The sequence below is a fragment of the Cytobacillus spongiae genome (assembly GCF_021390075.1).
In genome coordinates this window covers 159910-179343 of the sequence record NZ_CP089997.1, presented here as the reverse complement: position 1 = coordinate 179343, position 19434 = coordinate 159910, and the positions used below count along the sequence as shown (strand labels likewise).

At 42.5% G+C, this 19434-nt stretch carries 17 protein-coding genes, 9 tRNA genes and 3 rRNA genes; 4 read left to right on the top strand and 25 right to left on the bottom strand.

Features of this window, described 5'->3' with window-relative positions:
- Positions 1-13: 13 nt before the first annotated feature.
- From LS684_RS01025 to sigW, 4 genes are all read right to left on the bottom strand, one after another.
- Positions 14-1255: a CdaR family protein gene (locus LS684_RS01025; protein WP_233809138.1), complete on the bottom strand. Its 1242-nt coding sequence runs from the start codon at positions 1253-1255 to the stop codon at positions 14-16.
- Positions 1248-2072 (bottom strand): diadenylate cyclase CdaA, encoded by an 825-nt coding sequence (gene cdaA, locus LS684_RS01020; RefSeq protein WP_233809137.1) that lies wholly within the window; start codon positions 2070-2072, stop codon positions 1248-1250. Before cdaA ends, LS684_RS01025 begins: the two co-directional genes overlap by 8 nt.
- Before the next feature lie 150 nt (positions 2073-2222).
- A complete protein-coding gene (locus tag LS684_RS01015) occupies positions 2223-2852 on the bottom strand; it encodes an anti-sigma factor family protein (protein ID WP_233809135.1) in 630 nt (209 codons plus the stop codon).
- Between the two features lie 15 nt (positions 2853-2867).
- Entirely contained in the window at positions 2868-3431 is a 564-nt protein-coding gene (sigW, locus tag LS684_RS01010) for an RNA polymerase sigma factor SigW (RefSeq protein WP_233809133.1), read from the bottom strand.
- A gap of 179 nt (positions 3432-3610) precedes the next feature.
- Here sigW and LS684_RS01005 point away from each other — a divergent pair, with 179 nt between their 5' ends.
- The gene (locus LS684_RS01005) at positions 3611-3775 is read left to right on the top strand and encodes an aspartyl-phosphate phosphatase Spo0E family protein (RefSeq protein ID WP_233809131.1); all 165 of its coding nucleotides are present in this window, start codon (positions 3611-3613) and stop codon (positions 3773-3775) included.
- A gap of 80 nt (positions 3776-3855) precedes the next feature.
- Here the strand turns inward: LS684_RS01005 and rocF are convergent, their stop codons facing one another.
- The 14 genes from rocF to LS684_RS00935 all read right to left on the bottom strand — a co-directional run bounded on the left by rocF (position 3856) and on the right by LS684_RS00935 (position 11574).
- On the bottom strand, positions 3856-4758 hold the full coding sequence (gene rocF, locus LS684_RS01000) for an arginase (protein ID WP_233809129.1): 903 nt from the start codon (positions 4756-4758) through the stop codon (positions 3856-3858).
- A gap of 309 nt (positions 4759-5067) precedes the next feature.
- Positions 5068-5143: transfer RNA gene (locus tag LS684_RS00995), tRNA-Ala, on the bottom strand.
- Between the two features lie 74 nt (positions 5144-5217).
- Positions 5218-5290 (bottom strand) — tRNA-Lys (locus LS684_RS00990).
- A 5-nt stretch (positions 5291-5295) separates the two neighbouring features.
- Positions 5296-5370 (bottom strand) — tRNA-Gln (locus LS684_RS00985).
- A 64-nt stretch (positions 5371-5434) separates the two neighbouring features.
- Positions 5435-5518, bottom strand: a tRNA-Tyr gene (locus LS684_RS00980).
- 7 nt (positions 5519-5525) lie between these two features.
- Positions 5526-5601, bottom strand: a tRNA-Thr gene (locus LS684_RS00975).
- A 23-nt stretch (positions 5602-5624) separates the two neighbouring features.
- Positions 5625-5700: transfer RNA gene (locus LS684_RS00970), tRNA-Val, on the bottom strand.
- Positions 5701-5709: 9 nt separating this feature from the next.
- A tRNA-Glu gene (locus tag LS684_RS00965) sits at positions 5710-5784 on the bottom strand.
- A gap of 21 nt (positions 5785-5805) precedes the next feature.
- Positions 5806-5878: transfer RNA gene (locus LS684_RS00960), tRNA-Thr, on the bottom strand.
- 34 nt (positions 5879-5912) lie between these two features.
- Positions 5913-5987, bottom strand: a tRNA-Asn gene (locus LS684_RS00955).
- Between the two features lie 14 nt (positions 5988-6001).
- A 5S ribosomal RNA gene (gene rrf / locus LS684_RS00950) occupies positions 6002-6118 on the bottom strand.
- A gap of 188 nt (positions 6119-6306) precedes the next feature.
- Positions 6307-9239: ribosomal RNA gene (locus LS684_RS00945) — 23S ribosomal RNA — on the bottom strand.
- A gap of 315 nt (positions 9240-9554) precedes the next feature.
- A 16S ribosomal RNA gene (locus tag LS684_RS00940) occupies positions 9555-11105 on the bottom strand.
- The 16S, 23S and 5S rRNA genes sit together here with 9 tRNA genes alongside, the layout of an rRNA operon.
- A gap of 235 nt (positions 11106-11340) precedes the next feature.
- Positions 11341-11574, bottom strand: a complete 234-nt coding sequence (locus LS684_RS00935; protein ID WP_233809127.1) for a hypothetical protein — start codon at positions 11572-11574, stop codon at positions 11341-11343.
- A gap of 140 nt (positions 11575-11714) precedes the next feature.
- Between LS684_RS00935 and pdaB the strand changes: the two genes are divergently transcribed.
- Positions 11715-12467, top strand: coding sequence for a polysaccharide deacetylase family sporulation protein PdaB (gene pdaB, locus LS684_RS00930; protein ID WP_233809125.1), 753 nt, complete (start codon positions 11715-11717; stop codon positions 12465-12467).
- 29 nt (positions 12468-12496) lie between these two features.
- On the opposite strand, the gene LS684_RS00925 is transcribed toward pdaB, so the two are convergent.
- A complete protein-coding gene (locus tag LS684_RS00925; protein ID WP_233809123.1) occupies positions 12497-13123 on the bottom strand; it encodes a KinB-signaling pathway activation protein in 627 nt (208 codons plus the stop codon).
- Positions 13124-13271: 148 nt separating this feature from the next.
- Between LS684_RS00925 and gerD the strand changes: the two genes are divergently transcribed.
- Positions 13272-13913, top strand: a complete 642-nt coding sequence (gene gerD / locus LS684_RS00920; RefSeq protein WP_233809122.1) for a spore germination lipoprotein GerD — start codon at positions 13272-13274, stop codon at positions 13911-13913.
- A gap of 54 nt (positions 13914-13967) precedes the next feature.
- On the opposite strand, the gene LS684_RS00915 is transcribed toward gerD, so the two are convergent.
- Positions 13968-15020: an Mrp/NBP35 family ATP-binding protein gene (locus LS684_RS00915; RefSeq protein ID WP_233809121.1), complete on the bottom strand. Its 1053-nt coding sequence runs from the start codon at positions 15018-15020 to the stop codon at positions 13968-13970.
- 187 nt (positions 15021-15207) lie between these two features.
- Here LS684_RS00915 and LS684_RS00910 point away from each other — a divergent pair, with 187 nt between their 5' ends.
- Entirely contained in the window at positions 15208-15744 is a 537-nt protein-coding gene (locus LS684_RS00910; protein WP_233809120.1) for a dihydrofolate reductase family protein, read from the top strand.
- A 17-nt stretch (positions 15745-15761) separates the two neighbouring features.
- Here the strand turns inward: LS684_RS00910 and cwlD are convergent, their stop codons facing one another.
- From cwlD to truA, 5 genes are all read right to left on the bottom strand, one after another.
- Positions 15762-16487 (bottom strand): N-acetylmuramoyl-L-alanine amidase CwlD, encoded by a 726-nt coding sequence (gene cwlD / locus LS684_RS00905; RefSeq protein WP_233809119.1) that lies wholly within the window; start codon positions 16485-16487, stop codon positions 15762-15764.
- Positions 16488-16565: 78 nt separating this feature from the next.
- On the bottom strand, positions 16566-17009 hold the full coding sequence (locus LS684_RS00900) for a YbaK family protein (RefSeq protein WP_233809118.1): 444 nt from the start codon (positions 17007-17009) through the stop codon (positions 16566-16568).
- 644 nt (positions 17010-17653) lie between these two features.
- Positions 17654-18046 carry a 30S ribosomal protein S9 gene (rpsI, locus tag LS684_RS00895; protein ID WP_233809117.1) on the bottom strand — a complete coding sequence of 131 codons (393 nt, stop codon included), beginning with the start codon at positions 18044-18046 and terminating at the stop codon, positions 17654-17656.
- A gap of 20 nt (positions 18047-18066) precedes the next feature.
- The gene (gene rplM, locus LS684_RS00890) at positions 18067-18504 is read right to left on the bottom strand and encodes a 50S ribosomal protein L13 (RefSeq protein WP_233809116.1); all 438 of its coding nucleotides are present in this window, start codon (positions 18502-18504) and stop codon (positions 18067-18069) included.
- Between the two features lie 183 nt (positions 18505-18687).
- On the bottom strand, positions 18688-19431 hold the full coding sequence (gene truA / locus LS684_RS00885; RefSeq protein WP_233809114.1) for a tRNA pseudouridine(38-40) synthase TruA: 744 nt from the start codon (positions 19429-19431) through the stop codon (positions 18688-18690).
- Positions 19432-19434: the final 3 nt, after the last annotated feature.

Genomic DNA, 19434 nt, shown 5'->3' with positions numbered 1-19434 from the left:
ATAATGGTACAAGTTATACTTCTTTTTGAGTAATTGAGATTTTAGCTGACGCTCTCGCAAGCTTCCACGTAACCGAATCAGGTCCGCTTACAACAATATCTACATCATGGTCCCCTTCATCCAGATCGGATAAGTCTAAGAGAAGGCTAAAATCCTCTGAACTTAATGCCTTTACAATATTAATCGGACCCGTAACGGTTAGATTAACAGTTCCATTGGATGGATCCTTTATATCTACCTCATACTGTTCGGCTAAGCCTTTTGTTTTAATAGGGAGGTCTGAGAAGGTTTTATTTTCCTCTGTTTTCACCCTCACAAAGACCTTCACAGTTTGCGGGCTTACCTCAACGACTCCATCCGAAATAATTACAGGCAGCTCAAGCTCCGTATTTCTATCGATTTTGCTTAGATCTACTTCTACACGCACATCTTGTGTTTCGCCAAGTGTCGTTTCATCCCCAAGAATGGTTGCTTCATTTTTATCTAACGAAATCGATTCAATTTCTACTCCTTCTGGAGGTGAACCTTTTCGAACAATCGAAATAGGGACCGATTTACTAGATGCCTTTACAGGAATAGAAACATTTACAACCGCTGGCTCAACTAAAACGTCCAATTTATTCAACTCTTGATCAAATACCAAAACCGTTGCTTCACGGCTAATTTTCTCTTTTATTGGTCCTTTTATATCTACTGTTGCTTTTACAAAGCTTATTTTTTCAATTACGTCCTTAGCACCCGTAATTTTCACCTTATTCGGCTCTACTTCTGGCGCGCTCGCTATATATCCAGCCTCAATTAAACTACTGTTAAACTCTGCCTCTACTTTAAATTCCTGTGTTACTTTTTCCTGTACAGACACACTTGCAACTTTTGGTTCAATCGTCGCCTTTATTTTCTCAGAGAGATCTTTGATCTTAATCTCTACCTGATGTGTACCAATTTCGGCCTCAGATAAGTCGATATACACCTCGAAATTCTTTAGTGTCTTTGCTTGCTGGAGGACAATCTTTGGTCCTTCTAATTTAACCGAGACGGTCTCTGGAATGCCTGTTACAACTAGGTTCTCAGTATCATAATACGCCTTAACGGGAACATCTTGAATCGTCTCTGTATCTTGTTCCCCAGGAACATTGACAGAGTTTAAGGTTTTATTTATATCATAGACGGAATCAAATAATAACAAGGCTAAGATAAGAGAAATGAATTGCATAAACCATTTACTATCGATGAGTTTATCAATATACTTATCCATTTTTCTTTCCCCTCCAGTTCCATCGAGCGGAAGATGCTTGTTTCACTTTGACTGTAATTAACTCCTTCGACAATACCTCTTTAAATTTATCGGAAGAAAGATCTCTGAGCAGCTCTCCATTCTTCGTTAGAGAGACGCTTCCTGTCTCTTCTGATACGATCACAGTAATACTATCTGTTACTTCACTAATCCCAAGCGCAGCTCTGTGTCTTGTACCAAGCTCTTTTGAGATAAATGGACTCTCCGATAGTGGCAGATAACAAGCTGCTGCTGCTACCGTATTCCGTTGCAGAATGACAGCTCCATCATGCAAAGGTGTGTTTGGAATAAAAATATTAATAAGTAATTCAGAAGAGATTTTCGATTGTAGCTGAACCCCTGTCTCTATGTAATCCCCCATCCCTGTCTCGCGTTCAACGGAAATGAGCGCTCCAATTCGACGCTTCGCCATATAATCAACCGCTTTTGTAATGGATTCCACCATTTTCTCTTGATCTTCTTCTTCCTGCGAACTACTTCGCGAAAAGAACCTTCCTCGCCCTAATTGTTCAAGGGCTCTTCTTAACTCAGGCTGAAAAATAATTATGATGGCTAAAAATCCCCAAGTTAGTACTTGTTGCATCATCCAACCTAATGTTTGTAAATGGAATTGATCACTGATGATTTTAACAATCAGAATCACAAAGATCCCTTTGAGAAGCTGAACAGCCTTTGTTCCTCTTACAATCATGATCAGCTTGTAGATCACGTACCAAACTAGGAGAATGTCAATAGTATTAGCCAATAGTCTCATGAAAGAAAAATCTGCAAATGACATTAACCTTCCTCCAAATGTATATTGAAAAGCAAGTTGCTTCATTTCGTCAAGCTGTAGCTATCATATTATATCATAACTTTGAGTAATTCCACTTTATCGAAGCAAGCTCTTCAAATAGAAAAAATCAGTCATATGTGACATATGACTGATTTATTCCTGTTTATCGTCTTCACCAAATACATTGACAGCTTCTTTGGCGGTCTTTTTCATGTGATACCATAGCCATTCAAATACAGCATTTACTTCTTTGATTTCACCAGTAACATGGCCGGCAGACGCCAAATATTGTTCCCCGTTAATAACGGTCACATTTCCATCGACTTGACCTTCTATTTTAATGATTCCGTTCTTTACAACGACGTCCCCTTTAATCACTTCTCCTTCGGGTACGATAACGGTATCGTTTTGAACGACGAGATTAGGTTGTTTGGAAACAGAAAACTGATGTTCCTCATTCCATGTCGATAAGATACTTCCCGACATCAAGATAATAAATAAGGAAGCGGCTGTTAACAGAGGGTGGTGTCTAAACCACCTTTGAACGCCTACCTTCCGTTTTTCCTTCGGTAGCTTTGCCATGACGTTTGAAGTAAAATCCGATGGAGCCTGAATATGAGAAGTACTCTGCACTAACGCAATTGCTTTTTCCATCTCGAAAAAATAATGGCGGCATTCTTCACAGGTCTGGATATGTTTTCTAAGTTCCTTTTCATGGTCAGCTGTGATCTCTTCATCTAGATATTCATGCATATATTCGATAATCTCTTCTGGACATTTCAAAGCTCTCACCCCTTTTTAGACGTGTCGTAATTGTTTTCGTAAAGCCTCTCTACCACGGTGTATTCTCGTTTTCACTGTGCCTAGCGGGAGATCTAACACTTCACTAATTTCATTTAAAGATAACTCTTCAATATACTTCAAGACAATAACTGATCGATATTTCTCAGGCAATCTCGAAATCTCATGCTGTATAGTTTCCTGCAATTCAAGGGTTTCTACCTCTGTTTCAGGCAACTTTGTATCGGCAGCAATCTGTGAATACATATTCAGACCGTCTGTCCCCGCAACCTCTGCATCTAAGTAATAGTCAGGTTTCTTCTTTCGTATACGGTCGATGCATAAATTGGTCGCTATTCGATAAAGCCATGTAGAAAATTTGCGATCAAGATGAAAGCTACTTATGTTAACATATGCTCTAATAAAAGCTTCCTGTGCAATATCCTCTGCTTCGTGGCGGTTTCCAAGCATACGATAACAAATCTGAAAGACTTTGTCCTTATAGACCTCGACAATTTCCCCATATGCGTTTTGATCGCCCTTTAATACTTGATTAATCCTTTTCTTTACGATTGCTTCCATATTTTTTACCTCCGCTCTAATGCGGCTAATCGATATTACGAATCGATAGCGGAAAAGGTTTCACATTTTCTAAAAAAATCTCGATAGCTTATATTTTAACAAATTTTCCAGTGTTTGTTTAAAAAATTTCACAAGGGGGAATACAAGTGCTAAAACGATCTATTGAAAGGGTGGTTTGAATGTGTGTACAAGATCTATTAAAAAATATTGAAGACTGCCGAAGAGAAATGGTCGATTTAGCTGAAGCCTATTCATTATCTAACACTCAGGTCGTTGAAGTCAGTACTCGATTAGACCACTTATTAAACAAATATCATGGGATGATTCAAAATAAAAAGCAGTAACGGCACGGTCGTTACTGCTTTCTTTGTTTGTCATTGAAGAGCGGCTTGTATTGAATAAAAATATGAAATAGTCAAAAATTTTACAGCAGCTTCTCCCCAAATAATGAGCCCATTAAAGCAACCGCAACAGAAGCTGTTTTGTTTTTATCGTCTAGTATTGGGTTAACTTCCACAAATTCAGCAGAAGTAATCATCTTAGATTCTTCTAACATTTCCATCGCTAAATGGCTCTCACGATAGCTAATTCCACCGGTTACTGGAGTTCCTACACCTGGTGCATCATGTGGATCTAACCCATCTAAATCTAAGGATAAATGAACCCCATCTGTTCCCCTTACTTCTCTTAAGTAATGAATGGCTTCTTCCATCACCTTTGTCATTCCTAATCGATCAATTTCATGCATTGTATATACTTTAATGCCTTTTTCTTTGATAAGAACCCGTTCGCCTTCATCTAGAGATCTAGCACCGATGATGACAATGTTCTCTGGGTTTACTTTCGGTCCATAGCCTCCTACCCCAGTTAGCAAAGGATGACCAAGACCTAAGCTCACTGCTAGAGGCATCCCATGAATATTACCTGTAGGAGAAGTCTCAGCTGTATTCAAGTCCCCATGAGCGTCATACCAGATCACTCCAAGGTTCTTATAATGCTTTGAAACACCAGCTAATGTTCCAATCGCAATACTATGATCTCCTCCAAGAACAAGTGGAAATGAACCTGACGCTACCACTTCATCAACTTTTTGCGCAAGCATTTCACTTTTCTCCGCAATTAAGTCAAGGTTACGCAGATTCGATTGGGGATCAACCACAACTTCTGGTCTACCGATTGCAATATCTCCAAGATCTGCAACTTCGTCAAATAGCCCTCTTAGTCTTTCATTTACACCTGCATATCGAATGGCACTTGGTCCCATATCCACACCACGTCTCATTTGACCAAGATCCATCGGCATCCCGATAATAGACAACTTTTTCATTATGTATCCCCCTTAACATGTTTGTTCTCTTATCTATTTTAACCGCTTTCATAACAATGACTCAACTCGACAAAATTATGTATATATATTCGCATATTAGGCTTTGTATAGATTAGGCAAAAAGGAGTTTGATTACGTATTATACTAGTAGGCAGTTTTCGTATCTTTTAGAATATAGCCAACTAGTAATATATGAGGAAAATTATGCGCTCGTCAAAAACTACTGTGGGGATAAGTTCTTTTAAAAAGAAGGCAAACAAAAAAGCCCTAGACTAGAAATTAGTTTAAGACTTGTAAGGTAATTTGTTATGGTGGAGCCTAGCGGGATCGAACCGCTGACCTCCTGCGTGCAAGGCAGGCGCTCTCCCAGCTGAGCTAAGGCCCCAAAAGCATGGTTTCTTTTTTATATTCAAGAATAACCAGACCCTCAGGGAATTCCCTTTAGATCTGGTTACATGATGAGCCATGAAGGACTCGAACCTTCGACCCTCTGATTAAAAGTCAGATGCTCTACCGACTGAGCTAATGGCTCATAATTGGCTGGGCTAGCAGGATTTGAACCTACGCATGACGGAGTCAAAGTCCGTTGCCTTACCGCTTGGCTATAGCCCAATGATGAATGTCATAATAAAAAGGACACTATTATCTTGTCCACTTTTTAAGAATTTATCCTAAATGGTGGAGGGGGACGGATTCGAACCGCCGAACCCGAAGGAGCGGATTTACAGTCCGCCGCGTTTAGCCACTTCGCTACCCCTCCAAAAAAATGGTGCCGGCGAGAGGACTTGAACCCCCAACCTACTGATTACAAGTCAGTTGCTCTACCAATTGAGCTACACCGGCATTTTTTATTTGTAGAAATTATATGGTGGAGGATGACGGGATCGAACCGCCGACCCCCTGCTTGTAAGGCAGGTGCTCTCCCAGCTGAGCTAATCCTCCATATTTAAGTGGTGACCCGTACGGGATTCGAACCCGTGTTACCGCCGTGAAAGGGCGGTGTCTTAACCGCTTGACCAACGGGCCAGTATCATTGATGCTTTGCAGAGCTTCCAACCGGGCTCGAACCGGTGACCTCTTCCTTACCATGGAAGTGCTCTACCTGCTGAGCTATGGAAGCAAAGTGTAAAAGCTCAACAATCTATAATAGAAGTTGGCTCCGCAGGTAGGATTCGAACCTACGACCGTTCGGTTAACAGCCGAATGCTCTACCACTGAGCTACTGCGGAATAAAATTTGAACAGCTTGGCGACGTCCTACTCTCACAAGGGGACAGCCCCTAACTACCATCGGCGCTGAGAAGCTTAACTTCCGTGTTCGGCATGGGAACGGGTGTGACCTTCTCGCCATCGTCACCAAACTATTTTCAAAGACAAATAGTATTATATAATACAACCAGCTTTGATTCAAGAGGTTTTTTTAAAAATTTGTTCCCTCAAAACTAGATAATGTATAGAAGAAAGAATTACGGTAATGCCATTGAATTGACTAGTCCAGCTACGGCTCCTACCTTCTATCGAAGTTGTACAGTCGCCTTCGCTTTCTTATTTGGTTAAGTCCTCGATCGATTAGTATCAGTCAGCTCCACATGTCACCATGCTTCCACCTCTGACCTATCAACCTGATCATCTTTCAGGGATCTTACTAGCTTGCGCTATGGGAAATCTCATCTTGAGGGGGGCTTCATGCTTAGATGCTTTCAGCACTTATCCCTTCCGCACATAGCTACCCAGCGATGCCTTTGGCAAGACAACTGGTACACCAGCGGTGCGTCCATCCCGGTCCTCTCGTACTAAGGACAGCTCCTCTCAAATTTCCTACGCCCACGACGGATAGGGACCGAACTGTCTCACGACGTTCTGAACCCAGCTCGCGTACCGCTTTAATGGGCGAACAGCCCAACCCTTGGGACCGACTACAGCCCCAGGATGCGATGAGCCGACATCGAGGTGCCAAACCTCCCCGTCGATGTGGACTCTTGGGGGAGATAAGCCTGTTATCCCCGGGGTAGCTTTTATCCGTTGAGCGATGGCCCTTCCATGCGGAACCACCGGATCACTAAGCCCGACTTTCGTCCCTGCTCGACTTGTAGGTCTCGCAGTCAAGCTCCCTTGTGCCTTTACACTCTACGAATGATTTCCAACCATTCTGAGGGAACCTTTGGGCGCCTCCGTTACTCTTTAGGAGGCGACCGCCCCAGTCAAACTGCCCACCTGACACTGTCTCCCGCCCCGATCAGGGGCGTGGGTTAGAATTTCAATACAGCCAGGGTAGTATCCCACCAATGCCTCCACCGAAGCTGGCGCTCCGGCTTCCAAGGCTCCTACCTATCCTGTACAAGCTGTACCAAAATTCAATATCAGGCTACAGTAAAGCTCCACGGGGTCTTTCCGTCCTGTCGCGGGTAACCTGCATCTTCACAGGTACTATAATTTCACCGAGTCTCTCGTTGAGACAGTGCCCAGATCGTTACGCCTTTCGTGCGGGTCGGAACTTACCCGACAAGGAATTTCGCTACCTTAGGACCGTTATAGTTACGGCCGCCGTTTACTGGGGCTTCGATTCAGAGCTTCGCTTACGCTAACCCCTCCTCTTAACCTTCCAGCACCGGGCAGGCGTCAGCCCCTATACTTCGCCTTGCGGCTTTGCAGAGACCTGTGTTTTTGCTAAACAGTCGCCTGGGCCTATTCACTGCGGCTTTTCAGGGCTATTCACCCTAAAAAGCACCCCTTCTCCCGAAGTTACGGGGTCATTTTGCCGAGTTCCTTAACGAGAGTTCTCTCGCTCACCTTAGGATTCTCTCCTCGCCTACCTGTGTCGGTTTGCGGTACGGGCACCTTTTTCCTCGCTAGAGGCTTTTCTTGGCAGTGTGGAATCAGGAACTTCGGTACTTTATTTCCCTCGCCATCACAGCTCCGCCTTATGGTAACGGGATTTGCCTCGTTACCGGCCTAACTGCTTGGACGCGCATATCCAACAGCGCGCTTACCCTATCCTCCTGCGTCCCCCCATTGCTCAAACGGAAAAGAGGTGGTACAGGAATATCAACCTGTTGTCCATCGCCTACGCTTTTCAGCCTCGGCTTAGGTCCCGACTAACCCTGAGCGGACGAGCCTTCCTCAGGAAACCTTAGGCATTCGGTGGATGGGATTCTCACCCATCTTTCGCTACTCATACCGGCATTCTCACTTCTAAGCGCTCCACCAGTCCTTGCGGTCTAGCTTCAACGCCCTTAGAACGCTCTCCTACCACTGACATCGTAGATGTCAATCCACAGCTTCGGTGATACGTTTAGCCCCGGTACATTTTCGGCGCGGAGTCACTCGACCAGTGAGCTATTACGCACTCTTTAAATGGTGGCTGCTTCTAAGCCAACATCCTGGTTGTCTAAGCAACTCCACATCCTTTTCCACTTAACGTATACTTTGGGACCTTAGCTGGTGGTCTGGGCTGTTTCCCTTTCGACTACGGATCTTATCACTCGCAGTCTGACTCCCATGGATAAGTCTTTGGCATTCGGAGTTTATCTGAATTCGGTAACCCGATGGGGGCCCCTAGTCCAAACAGTGCTCTACCTCCAAGACTCTTACTACATGAGGCTAGCCCTAAAGCTATTTCGGAGAGAACCAGCTATCTCCAAGTTCGATTGGAATTTCTCCGCTACCCACACCTCATCCCCGCACTTTTCAACGTGCGTGGGTTCGGGCCTCCATCCAGTGTTACCTGGACTTCACCCTGGACATGGGTAGATCACCTGGTTTCGGGTCTACGACCACATACTCATTCGCCCTATTCAGACTCGCTTTCGCTACGGCTCCGTCTATCCAACTTAACCTTGCATGTAATCGTAACTCGCCGGTTCATTCTACAAAAGGCACGCTATCACCCATTAACGGGCTCTAACTACTTGTAGGCACACGGTTTCAGGATCTTTTTCACTCCCCTTCCGGGGTGCTTTTCACCTTTCCCTCACGGTACTGGTTCACTATCGGTCACTAGGGAGTATTTAGCCTTGGGAGATGGTCCTCCCAGCTTCCGACGGGATTTCACGTGTCCCGCCGTACTCAGGATCCACTCAAGAGGGAACGAAGTTTCAACTACAGGGTTGTTACCTTCTCTGACCAGCCTTTCCAGGCTTGTTCGTTTACTCCGTTCCTTTGTAACTCCGTATAGAGTGTCCTACAACCCCAAGAGGCAAGCCTCTTGGTTTGGGCTAATCCCGTTTCGCTCGCCGCTACTCAGGGAATCGCATTTGCTTTCTCTTCCTCCGGGTACTTAGATGTTTCAGTTCCCCGGGTCTGCCTTCCATATCCTATGTATTCAGATAAGGATTCCATCCCATTACGGATAGAGGGTTTCCCCATTCGGAAATCTCCGGATCAAAGCTTACTTACAGCTCCCCGAAGCATATCGGTGTTAGTACCGTCCTTCATCGGCTCCTAGTGCCAAGGCATTCACCGTGCGCCCTTTCTAACTTAACCTATAAGCTTTCAATACACATCGCATCTCTTCGTCAGCTTCCTTCGCTCCGCTCCTCATGTACGTAAGTACATTCCGGTGCTCACTCAGTTGCTTCCTCGACCTGCTCGCGTCTTGAAACCTTCTAATTTCTTGTTTAGAGAAAATCTTAAGATTGGCGATTACTCGGTAATTCTTTTTTCTTCTATATTTCATTATCTAGTTTTCAAGGAACAAGTTCACTTTCTTCTATAATAAGAAGAGAGTTTGTTATAGAGAGATTGCTCTCTCAAAACTAAACGAACCATAAGCGTCAACTTTCATGTAAATATCCTTAGAAAGGAGGTGATCCAGCCGCACCTTCCGATACGGCTACCTTGTTACGACTTCACCCCAATCATCTGTCCCACCTTAGGCGGCTGGCTCCAAAAGGTTACCCCACCGACTTCGGGTGTTACAAACTCTCGTGGTGTGACGGGCGGTGTGTACAAGGCCCGGGAACGTATTCACCGCGGCATGCTGATCCGCGATTACTAGCGATTCCGGCTTCATGCAGGCGAGTTGCAGCCTGCAATCCGAACTGAGAATGGTTTTATGGGATTGGCTAAACCTCGCGGTCTTGCAGCCCTTTGTACCATCCATTGTAGCACGTGTGTAGCCCAGGTCATAAGGGGCATGATGATTTGACGTCATCCCCACCTTCCTCCGGTTTGTCACCGGCAGTCACCTTAGAGTGCCCAACTGAATGCTGGCAACTAAGATCAAGGGTTGCGCTCGTTGCGGGACTTAACCCAACATCTCACGACACGAGCTGACGACAACCATGCACCACCTGTCATCCTGTCCCCCGAAGGGGAACGCCCTATCTCTAGGGTTGTCAGGAGATGTCAAGACCTGGTAAGGTTCTTCGCGTTGCTTCGAATTAAACCACATGCTCCACCGCTTGTGCGGGCCCCCGTCAATTCCTTTGAGTTTCAGTCTTGCGACCGTACTCCCCAGGCGGAGTGCTTAATGCGTTAGCTGCAGCACTAAAGGGCGGAAACCCTCTAACACTTAGCACTCATCGTTTACGGCGTGGACTACCAGGGTATCTAATCCTGTTCGCTCCCCACGCTTTCGCGCCTCAGCGTCAGTTACAGACCAGAGAGTCGCCTTCGCCACTGGTGTTCCTCCACATCTCTACGCATTTCACCGCTACACGTGGAATTCCACTCTCCTCTTCTGCACTCAAGTTCCCCAGTTTCCAATGACCCTCCACGGTTGAGCCGTGGGCTTTCACATCAGACTTAAGGAACCGCCTGCGCGCGCTTTACGCCCAATAATTCCGGACAACGCTTGCCACCTACGTATTACCGCGGCTGCTGGCACGTAGTTAGCCGTGGCTTTCTGGTTAGGTACCGTCAAGGTACCGCCCTATTCGAACGGTACTTGTTCTTCCCTAACAACAGAGTTTTACGATCCGAAAACCTTCATCACTCACGCGGCGTTGCTCCGTCAGACTTTCGTCCATTGCGGAAGATTCCCTACTGCTGCCTCCCGTAGGAGTCTGGGCCGTGTCTCAGTCCCAGTGTGGCCGATCACCCTCTCAGGTCGGCTACGCATCGTTGCCTTGGTGAGCCGTTACCTCACCAACTAGCTAATGCGCCGCGGGCCCATCTATAAGTGATAGCCGAAGCCATCTTTCAGAATCCTAACATGTGTTAGGAGCCATTATCCGGTATTAGCCCCGGTTTCCCGGAGTTATCCCAGTCTTATAGGCAGGTTGCCCACGTGTTACTCACCCGTCCGCCGCTAATCTTTAAAAGCAAGCTTTTAAAGATCCGCTCGACTTGCATGTATTAGGCACGCCGCCAGCGTTCGTCCTGAGCCAGGATCAAACTCTCCATTAAAGAGTATTGATTAGCTCAATAGTTAAAACAAATTTAAAACGTTGACGTTATGGTTCGTTTAGTTTTCAAAGAACAATCATTGTCGCCGATAAGCGACTTTATCAATATATCATCTCACTTTGAACGTGTCAACACTTTTTTTAAGAAGTATTTTCGTTGTTCATCAGCGACGTTTATTAATATACCAAGATAACAATATAGAGTCAACACTTTTTATAAAAAAAATGAAATGTATTTAAAAACTTCCTTTTTCTTTCGGGTGTTTTAGCTTCATATACTTTAAACACTCGTTTGGTGTGGCGACTCTCTTGAACAAATTAAATAAAATTCCATAGCGCTCGTTCATCGCTCTTTTCACGATATGATCTATCCGCTCGTCACCCATATCAAAAAGGATTTCATCCATCTCCCTTTTAATTAGATATTGGATTTCTTTCATTTCTCTCTCATTAATAAGCATGCCTAGCATGAGAACAGCTCCTTTTGGATAGTTTGGTTTTTGTAGTGTTTTCCAAAAAATCACTTTTTATGAATCTAAACTTCTTTTCATATTTTATTTTCCCCATCATATGATGGAGACAAGGAGTCTATTGGACGAGGTGAGAGGATATGAATTTCTTTTTTGTCATGAATGGTAAGTCAGTGAAACAGTTCATGCTCATTGTAGTAGCCGCCTTTTTTACAGCTTGGTTTCTGTATATGGAAAATATCGTGAACATTCCGGTGTTTTCCGCAAACAATGAGCCGAAAGCAATTTATAAAGGGGAAAAAGATGTTAGCTTAACTTTTAATATTGGCTGGGGGGATGAAAAAGCAGAGCCTATACTTGATATTCTAAAAGAGCAAAACGTTCAAGCCGCTACCTTCTTCCTCTCAGGCGCTTGGGCTGAGAGTCATCCAGATTTGGTTAATCGAATCGTCAAAGAAGGGTACGAAATTGGGGTTCTAGGCTATAATTATGTGGAATATACAGATTTGGAAGAAGAAAAAATTAGGAGGGACCTGGCACTTGCTCAAGAAGCTTTTAAGAAACTGAACGTAAAGGATCTTAAGCTTGTTCGGGCACCTACTGGGCACTTCGATCAAAAAACCTTAAAGATTACAGAGAAAATGGGATATACACTTGTCCATTGGAGTATAGATTCTAAGGATTGGAAGAACCCTGGGGTGGAGGAGATTACCAAACATGTAGCTAAAGCGAAAAAAGGCGATATCATTTTGCTTCATGCTTCTGACTCTGCCAAGCAGACTGCAATTGCTTTACCCGCTATTATAAAAGACCTCAAATCAAAAGGACTTAAGCTTGTTACTGTATCTGAGATGATCGCTAACGCAAATACGAAAACAAATGAAATAAAGTAAGAGCCTAAGCGCAAATAAAAAGCCGCCCATTATTTGGACGGCTTTTTGTTTGTTGTTTTCCCTTTTTCATTTAATTTATGAAGAATTAATAACTGATAAGCGTTACAAACGATTAACGAATATAGCATAATATATAACCAGCTTTCCTTATTTACGCGCAGCGCTGGTACCCATTCGATTATTGTCACAACTACCATAAAGAACAGGGCAGGTACAAAGGCTCCCTTATTCGTTTGCTTTGATTTAATGCCAGCTATTATAGCTCCAATGACAAGGATGATGATAGCAAAACCCATATAGCCGAAAATGCTCTCTCCCTCTTTTGCAAACGCATTATAGCGTAAGTACACAAGATCGCCTAATGCAAATACAATTAAAACCACTTGAACAATATTCCATAATTTCGCTGACTTAAATATTCCAAGTCCAAAACGATGAACCGTTAAATATGCAAAAAAGCCCATTTGGCTAATAATACTAAAGATAAATCCAACACCAATTAACCATAATAAAACAGATAACATTTCTACAAAATCAAATGTTGTTAAAGAAGTTTGAAACTCATTCCAGCGTACAATAATCCCAACAATCCCTGATGTTACTCCACCAACTAGTAGGGTGGATAAAAATAACCTTACCCAATTCCGGCTATTCACTCTCTTTTTCCCCCATTATAAAATACTCACTTCTAAGATTGTACCAACCATGCATTGAAAAATCTAGGGATTCTCATTCAAACGAATAATATTTAGCAAATTTCTCATTCTAACATTAAGGATATTTCTGCGAAAGGGGCTAACGCTTATGTCCAAGATAAAATTCTTAAGTAGTACATTCCTTCTCCTCCTTGTGATTTCTGGATGTTCTCAGAATGAAGGCGGCGGAGGACAGCTTGAATATGAAGAAACAAAGAAGATGGTTGTTGATATATTAAAGACGGATGATGGAAAAAAAGCCATTCAAGAAATTATGTCTGACGATAAGATGAAGCAAGAGCTCGTAATGGATCAAGCCATTGTCTCTTCTACAATTGAAGAAACCTTAACCTCTGATAAAGGGGCTGAGTTTTGGAAGAAATCCTTTGAAGATCCTAAATTTGCCGAAAGTGTTGCCAAAAGTATGAAGAAGGAAAATGAGCAGCTGTTGAAAGATTTAATGAAGGACCCTGAATATCAAGGGATGATGATTGATGTACTTAAGGATCCAGAGTTAGAGAAGCAAATGACTACCATTTTAAAAAGCAAAGAATATCGAGAGCATCTACAAAAGGTGATGACCGAAACCTTTGAAAGCCCTCTTTTCAAAACAAAGATTCAAGATATTTTGATAAAAGCTGCAGAAGAAACGGGAGCTGGTAAGAAAGAGGAAGAACAAGGTGGAGGTTCTGAAGAAGGCGGCGGAGAAGCTGGTGAAGGCACGGAAGAAGGTGGCGGTGAAGGAGCTTAGATGTTTATCTTATTTCAATAGAAAAAGGCCTCTTCCAAAAGAGGCCTTTTTCTATTATTCATCTAATGCAGTTACTACCTTCTCAGCAATATTCATATAAATCTTCCCTAATTGATGATCTTGTTGGTAGACTGATGGAGCAAAGTCTTCTTCATTCCAATCTGGCTGAGCAAGCGGAAGCTTCCCAAGTACTTCTGTTTGTAGTTCATCTGCTAACTTCTCACCGCCACCTTGTCCAAATACAAATTCTTTTTCCCCAGTGACTTTGCTTTCAAAATACGACATATTTTCTACAATACCGAGAATTTCATGATCGGTTTTTAAAGCCATTGCCCCTGCACGAGCCGCAACAAATGCTGCAGTTGGATGTGGCGTAGTGACAATTACTTCTTTACAGCTCGGCAGCATCGTATGTACGTCTAAAGCCACATCTCCTGTTCCAGGTGGCAGGTCTAATAATAGATAATCAAGATCGCCCCACTCAACCTCATTGAAGAAGCTGTTTAGCATTTTCCCAAGCATAGGCCCTCTCCAAATAATCGGTGCATTATCTTCGACAAAAAAGCCCATTGAGATTACTTTTACCCCAAATCGTTCAACTGGTAGAATTCTTTCACCTCTAACCACAGGCCTTTGTGTAATTCCCATCATATCTGGAACACTAAAGCCATAAATATCCGCATCGACAAGACCAACCTTTTTACCTAGTCTTGCAAGAGACACCGCTAAGTTGACTGAAACGGTTGATTTCCCAACCCCACCTTTCCCACTCGCAATGGCAATAAAAGTGGTCTTACTCGTAGGAGATAGAAGGCCTTCCTCTTCTTTTGCTTCTACACGAAACTTAGCTAATGTTTCTTCTGACAACTCAGTAAACCTTAGACCAACAGTATCTGCTCCTGCTTCTTTTAGCAGACTAACCATCTGAGATTGAAGCTGCATTTGCTCTGCTGTTCCTGTCTTCGCTATGGCAATTTTCACACTAACATGGTTCTTTTCTTCCTTAATGCTAATTTCCTCAATTGCCTGAATCTCTTCAAGTGTTCTATGTAAAAATGGCTCCTCTAGCCCTTTAAGAACGTCTCTTACTTTTGCTTCAGTTAACATTCCTACACCGCCTTTTGTATTCGTTTGCAAGTCAAGTATAACACGCATATAGGCAAATCACAGTTAATTCAATCACACCCTCTTTATTATAATCGAAAAATTCGATCATAATAAAGGAAAAGGATGTTTTTTGGCATTTCCACCTATACATGCTACAATAACCAAACATACGTTTTGGGAGGTTGCTATGAATCAACGACGGAAGATTCAATTATTTATTGCTATGAGTTTAGATGGGTATATTGCGACGAAAGAGGATTCATTGGATTGGCTGTTTTCAGTTGAAGGCGAAGGCGATAATGGATATTCATCGTTTTATGAAGGCATCGACACCATTATTATGGGCAAGCGCACATATGATTGGGTCATGAAAGAGATGAAAGGGGAATTTCCCTATCAAAATAAAAAATGCTTTGTGTTCTCTAGAAGCCCTCACCCACATACAGAATTTGTTCAGTTTCAGTCAGGAAACGTGACAGAGTTTGTACATACATTAAAGCAATCGGAAGGGAAAGGTATTTGGATTGTAGGGGGAGGTGAGGTGCTTCACACCTTTTTAAAAGAAAAATTAGTGGATGAAATGATTGTTACGATTGCACCCGTTATATTGGGCGAAGGAATTCCTCTATTTAAAGAGGGGGACTATTCAATGGACCTTCATCTAAAAGAGACAAATAGGTACAATCAGTTTGTAGAGCTAAAATATGACGTAAAAAAAGCTTGAGTGTTCTCAAGCTTTTTTTACTCCCATTGTGGGTCTGGGAGTTCTTCTTCATTTGTAAAATGACGCATAATACCTTTATAAATTGAAGCCGCTACTTTCTCCTGGTACACTTCGTTTTGTAAGTCCCTTTTTTCATCTGGATTTGATAAGAAGCCTACTTCAACTAAAACGCCTGGTTTTTCGGCATGCTTTAAAATGTAGACGTTTTGAATGGGCTTTGCATTGCGATCTGTATTCTCTAAATTAATTCGAAGCTCTTCTTGAATAAACTTGGCTGCCTGTTCATTCTCTTGGAGTTGTGGGGCAAAAAAGGTTTGAGCACCTCTCCAGCGTGAAGAAGGAATGGCATTTAGATGAATGCTAACAAAGAAATCGGATCCGGAATCATTAATCATTTCTAATCGCTTCTTCAGATCTTCAACTTTTCTACGGCTATAGCCTTTCGTATCGTCCGATGCAAGGTCCTTATCTTCTTCTCTTGTCATTATTACTAGGGCCCCTTGTTGCTGAAGGTAATCACGAAGCTGCAAAGATATGTTTAGTGCAATATCTTTTTCCAATGCTTCCTCGTCTCCTGCTCCCCCATCTGGCCCGCCATGACCCGGATCAAGTAAGATAATTTTCCCTGATAGCGGTAAATTCCATGATTTCCATGAATCATCCTCAGAGAAATCGTATTGCAAGATGATAAATAACGTTATTAAGCCCATTACAAAGGCACTGATTTTTATTTTCCTTTTCATACTTAGGTCATCCTCCCGCTCGTCCCTCTTCATTTCAATATATGGGACAAGTGGGTGGGATAGAACAACATCGCTCAATTAATGCAATCTTAGTTTATGCTTTTTCTCTCCATTCCGAATGCCTTCAAGCCACCACCTGTTAACATACTGCTCACATATATAATACATATCCTCACTTAATGGACCCTCTTCCCCATCACCCCAGTAAAGTAAAAAGTTATAAAGGGTATCTACTAAGTGTTGATATTCATCAGAGCAGCGACTTTTCACCATATCCTGGCTTTCCCCATAATAGCCAAAACGGCTAAAATGGGCACCTAATAGATATGCTTCAATGGCCACATCATAACAGCCTTCCTCTATGCCTGTATTCATCATTAGGCTAGAGGTCAGTCGAGAAGACCCAAATGCCATCTGAACACTTTCCTTTAGTGCTTTTATTGAAAGATCACGAAGCATCGATCGTTCATATTTTATCTGTTTTTCACGTTTTTTTTCATAAAAGGTTGTAATGACGTTCACTTCTTTTCACCTCTTAAAGGATAGTCTTTATCTCCTCTTAAAGGAACATACAAGAAGCGATGGGGATTCGATTTCCAATTTTGCTACCATTTTTCTCTCTTCAGGCGAGGACTTATGTTTTTACGTATTTTGCATATACTAAGCAATAAGAAATCAATTCAAGGGTATTAAGGAGGTTTTCTTGTGAATAAACCGATGAGATGGAAATATAGACGATTATGTAAAGTAAGAAAACGCATGCAGTGGCTCTGCTAATGCGATGTTCTTCTCCCAATGATGGATTTCATGTTACGTTCAGTCAAATATATCAACAAACGAAAGTTTTCCTACCTCTATATTGAAAAAAGTAGCACTATTTACTCCTATTAAAGCCTACATTCCTTTGCCATTCCCCATTATGAGCGAAAAACGGTTCAGATTGAGCGAATTTTTGTCGAAGGTGAGCGATTTCTTGTCGATTACGAGCGAAATGAACAGAAATGTGAGCGAAATTCAGTGGTTTATAAGCGTTCGCTCATAAAAGGAGCGAACGCTCACTTTAACAAACACTGGACCATCAGCTTTGTCCCCCTCCCAAGACCATCAACCAATAACAATAAAAAAGACCCCCAAGCATATGCTTGAGAGCCTTTGAATTGAAAAGATTAACGCTTTGAGAACTGAGGTGCACGACGAGCGCCTTTAAGACCGTATTTCTTACGTTCTTTCATACGAGCGTCACGAGTTAATAGTCCTGCACGCTTTAATGTTGGACGGAATTCTGGATCTGCTTGAAGTAACGCACGAGCGATACCATGACGGATTGCTCCAGCTTGCCCAGTGTATCCACCACCATTAACGTTTACAAGAACATCGTAGCTACCAAGAGTTTCAGTAGCGTTTAAAGGTTGCTTAACAACCTCACGAAGTGCTTCGAATGGAATATAGCTTTCGATTTCACGACCGTTGATTACGATTTTTCCGTCGCCTGGAACTAAACGAACACGTGCAACGGAGCTCTTACGACGACCAGTACCAATATATTGAACCTGTGCCAAAATAATAACCTCCCTAAAAATTATCCACGAAGTTCGTAAACTTCAGGTTGTTGTGCTTGGTGCGGATGCTCGCTACCAGCATATACGTGTAATTTCTTGAAAATTTGACGACCAAGAGAATTCTTTGGAAGCATGCCTTTAATAGCAAGCTCAAGCATTTTCTCAGAGTAGTTTGTTCTCATTTCAAGAGCTGTTCTTGATTTTAAACCACCTGGGTGCATGCTGTGACGGTAGTAAATTTTGTCAGTAAGTTTCTTACCTGTAAGTTCAATCTTTGCTGCATTAAGAATAATTACATGATCACCAGTGTCAACATGTGGTGTATAAGTTGGTTTATGTTTTCCACGTAAAATTGATGCTACTTCAGAAGCAAGACGCCCTAAAGTTTTACCTTCTGCATCAATTACGTACCATTTACGCTCAATGTTTTGTGAGTTAGCCATAAACGTAGTACGCATGAGTTTCCCTCCTAATAATTAATCCAAAAATCATTTTCGTATATTTTCATCAACACAATAAGTTCCGGGGCTTATCGTGGTATTAAAATATCACACTTAAAATATGATATATCTTTGGAAACAGAATGTCAAGAAAATGTTACACCAGGTTTAGTTGTCATACAAATTTTTTTTAAACCCTTACTAGTTTTCATAATGCACTTCCCACAAATATAAACCATGAGGGGGTGCCGTCTTTCCTGCTGCTCCACGATCCTTCTTAGCTAGTATTTCTTCCATAGCCTTTGGCTCCAGCTCTCCAGCTCCTACCTGCAATAGCGTACCAACTAAAATTCGTACCATATTATATAGAAAACCATTTCCCTCAAAACAAAAAATGAATCCTTCCTCAACCTCTATAAGCTCTATTTTCGTAAGCTCTCTTACCTTATCCTCAACTTCTGTTTTGGCAGAACAGAAGCTAGTAAAATCATGAGTTCCTAATAAAAATGGAGCAGCTTCCTCCATTGCCTCTTTGTTTAAAAGAAATGGATAATAATATTGGTAGGAATGTTTAAACGGGTCTCTAGTCTTTCCTTGGTAAACAAAATAGCGGTATTGCTTTCCTACAGCATCAAATCTCGCATGAAATGAAGCTTCTGCCTTTTCCACCTTCTGCACTACAACATCAGTAGGTAAAAGAGCGTTTAGCGCTTTCGGCCATTTTTCCTCAGGAATAGAAAGAGGAGAGTCAAAATGAATGACCTGTCCCTTTGCATGAACGCCTGCATCGGTTCTACCTGATGCATGAATTCGGATAGACTCTCCTTTATGAAGTGTTGTTAATGCCCTTTCTATCTCTAGCTGAACTGTCCGCTTGTTCGGTTGAACCTGATAGCCAAAAAAATGGGATCCATCATACATGACGATGCATTTATATCGTTGCATATG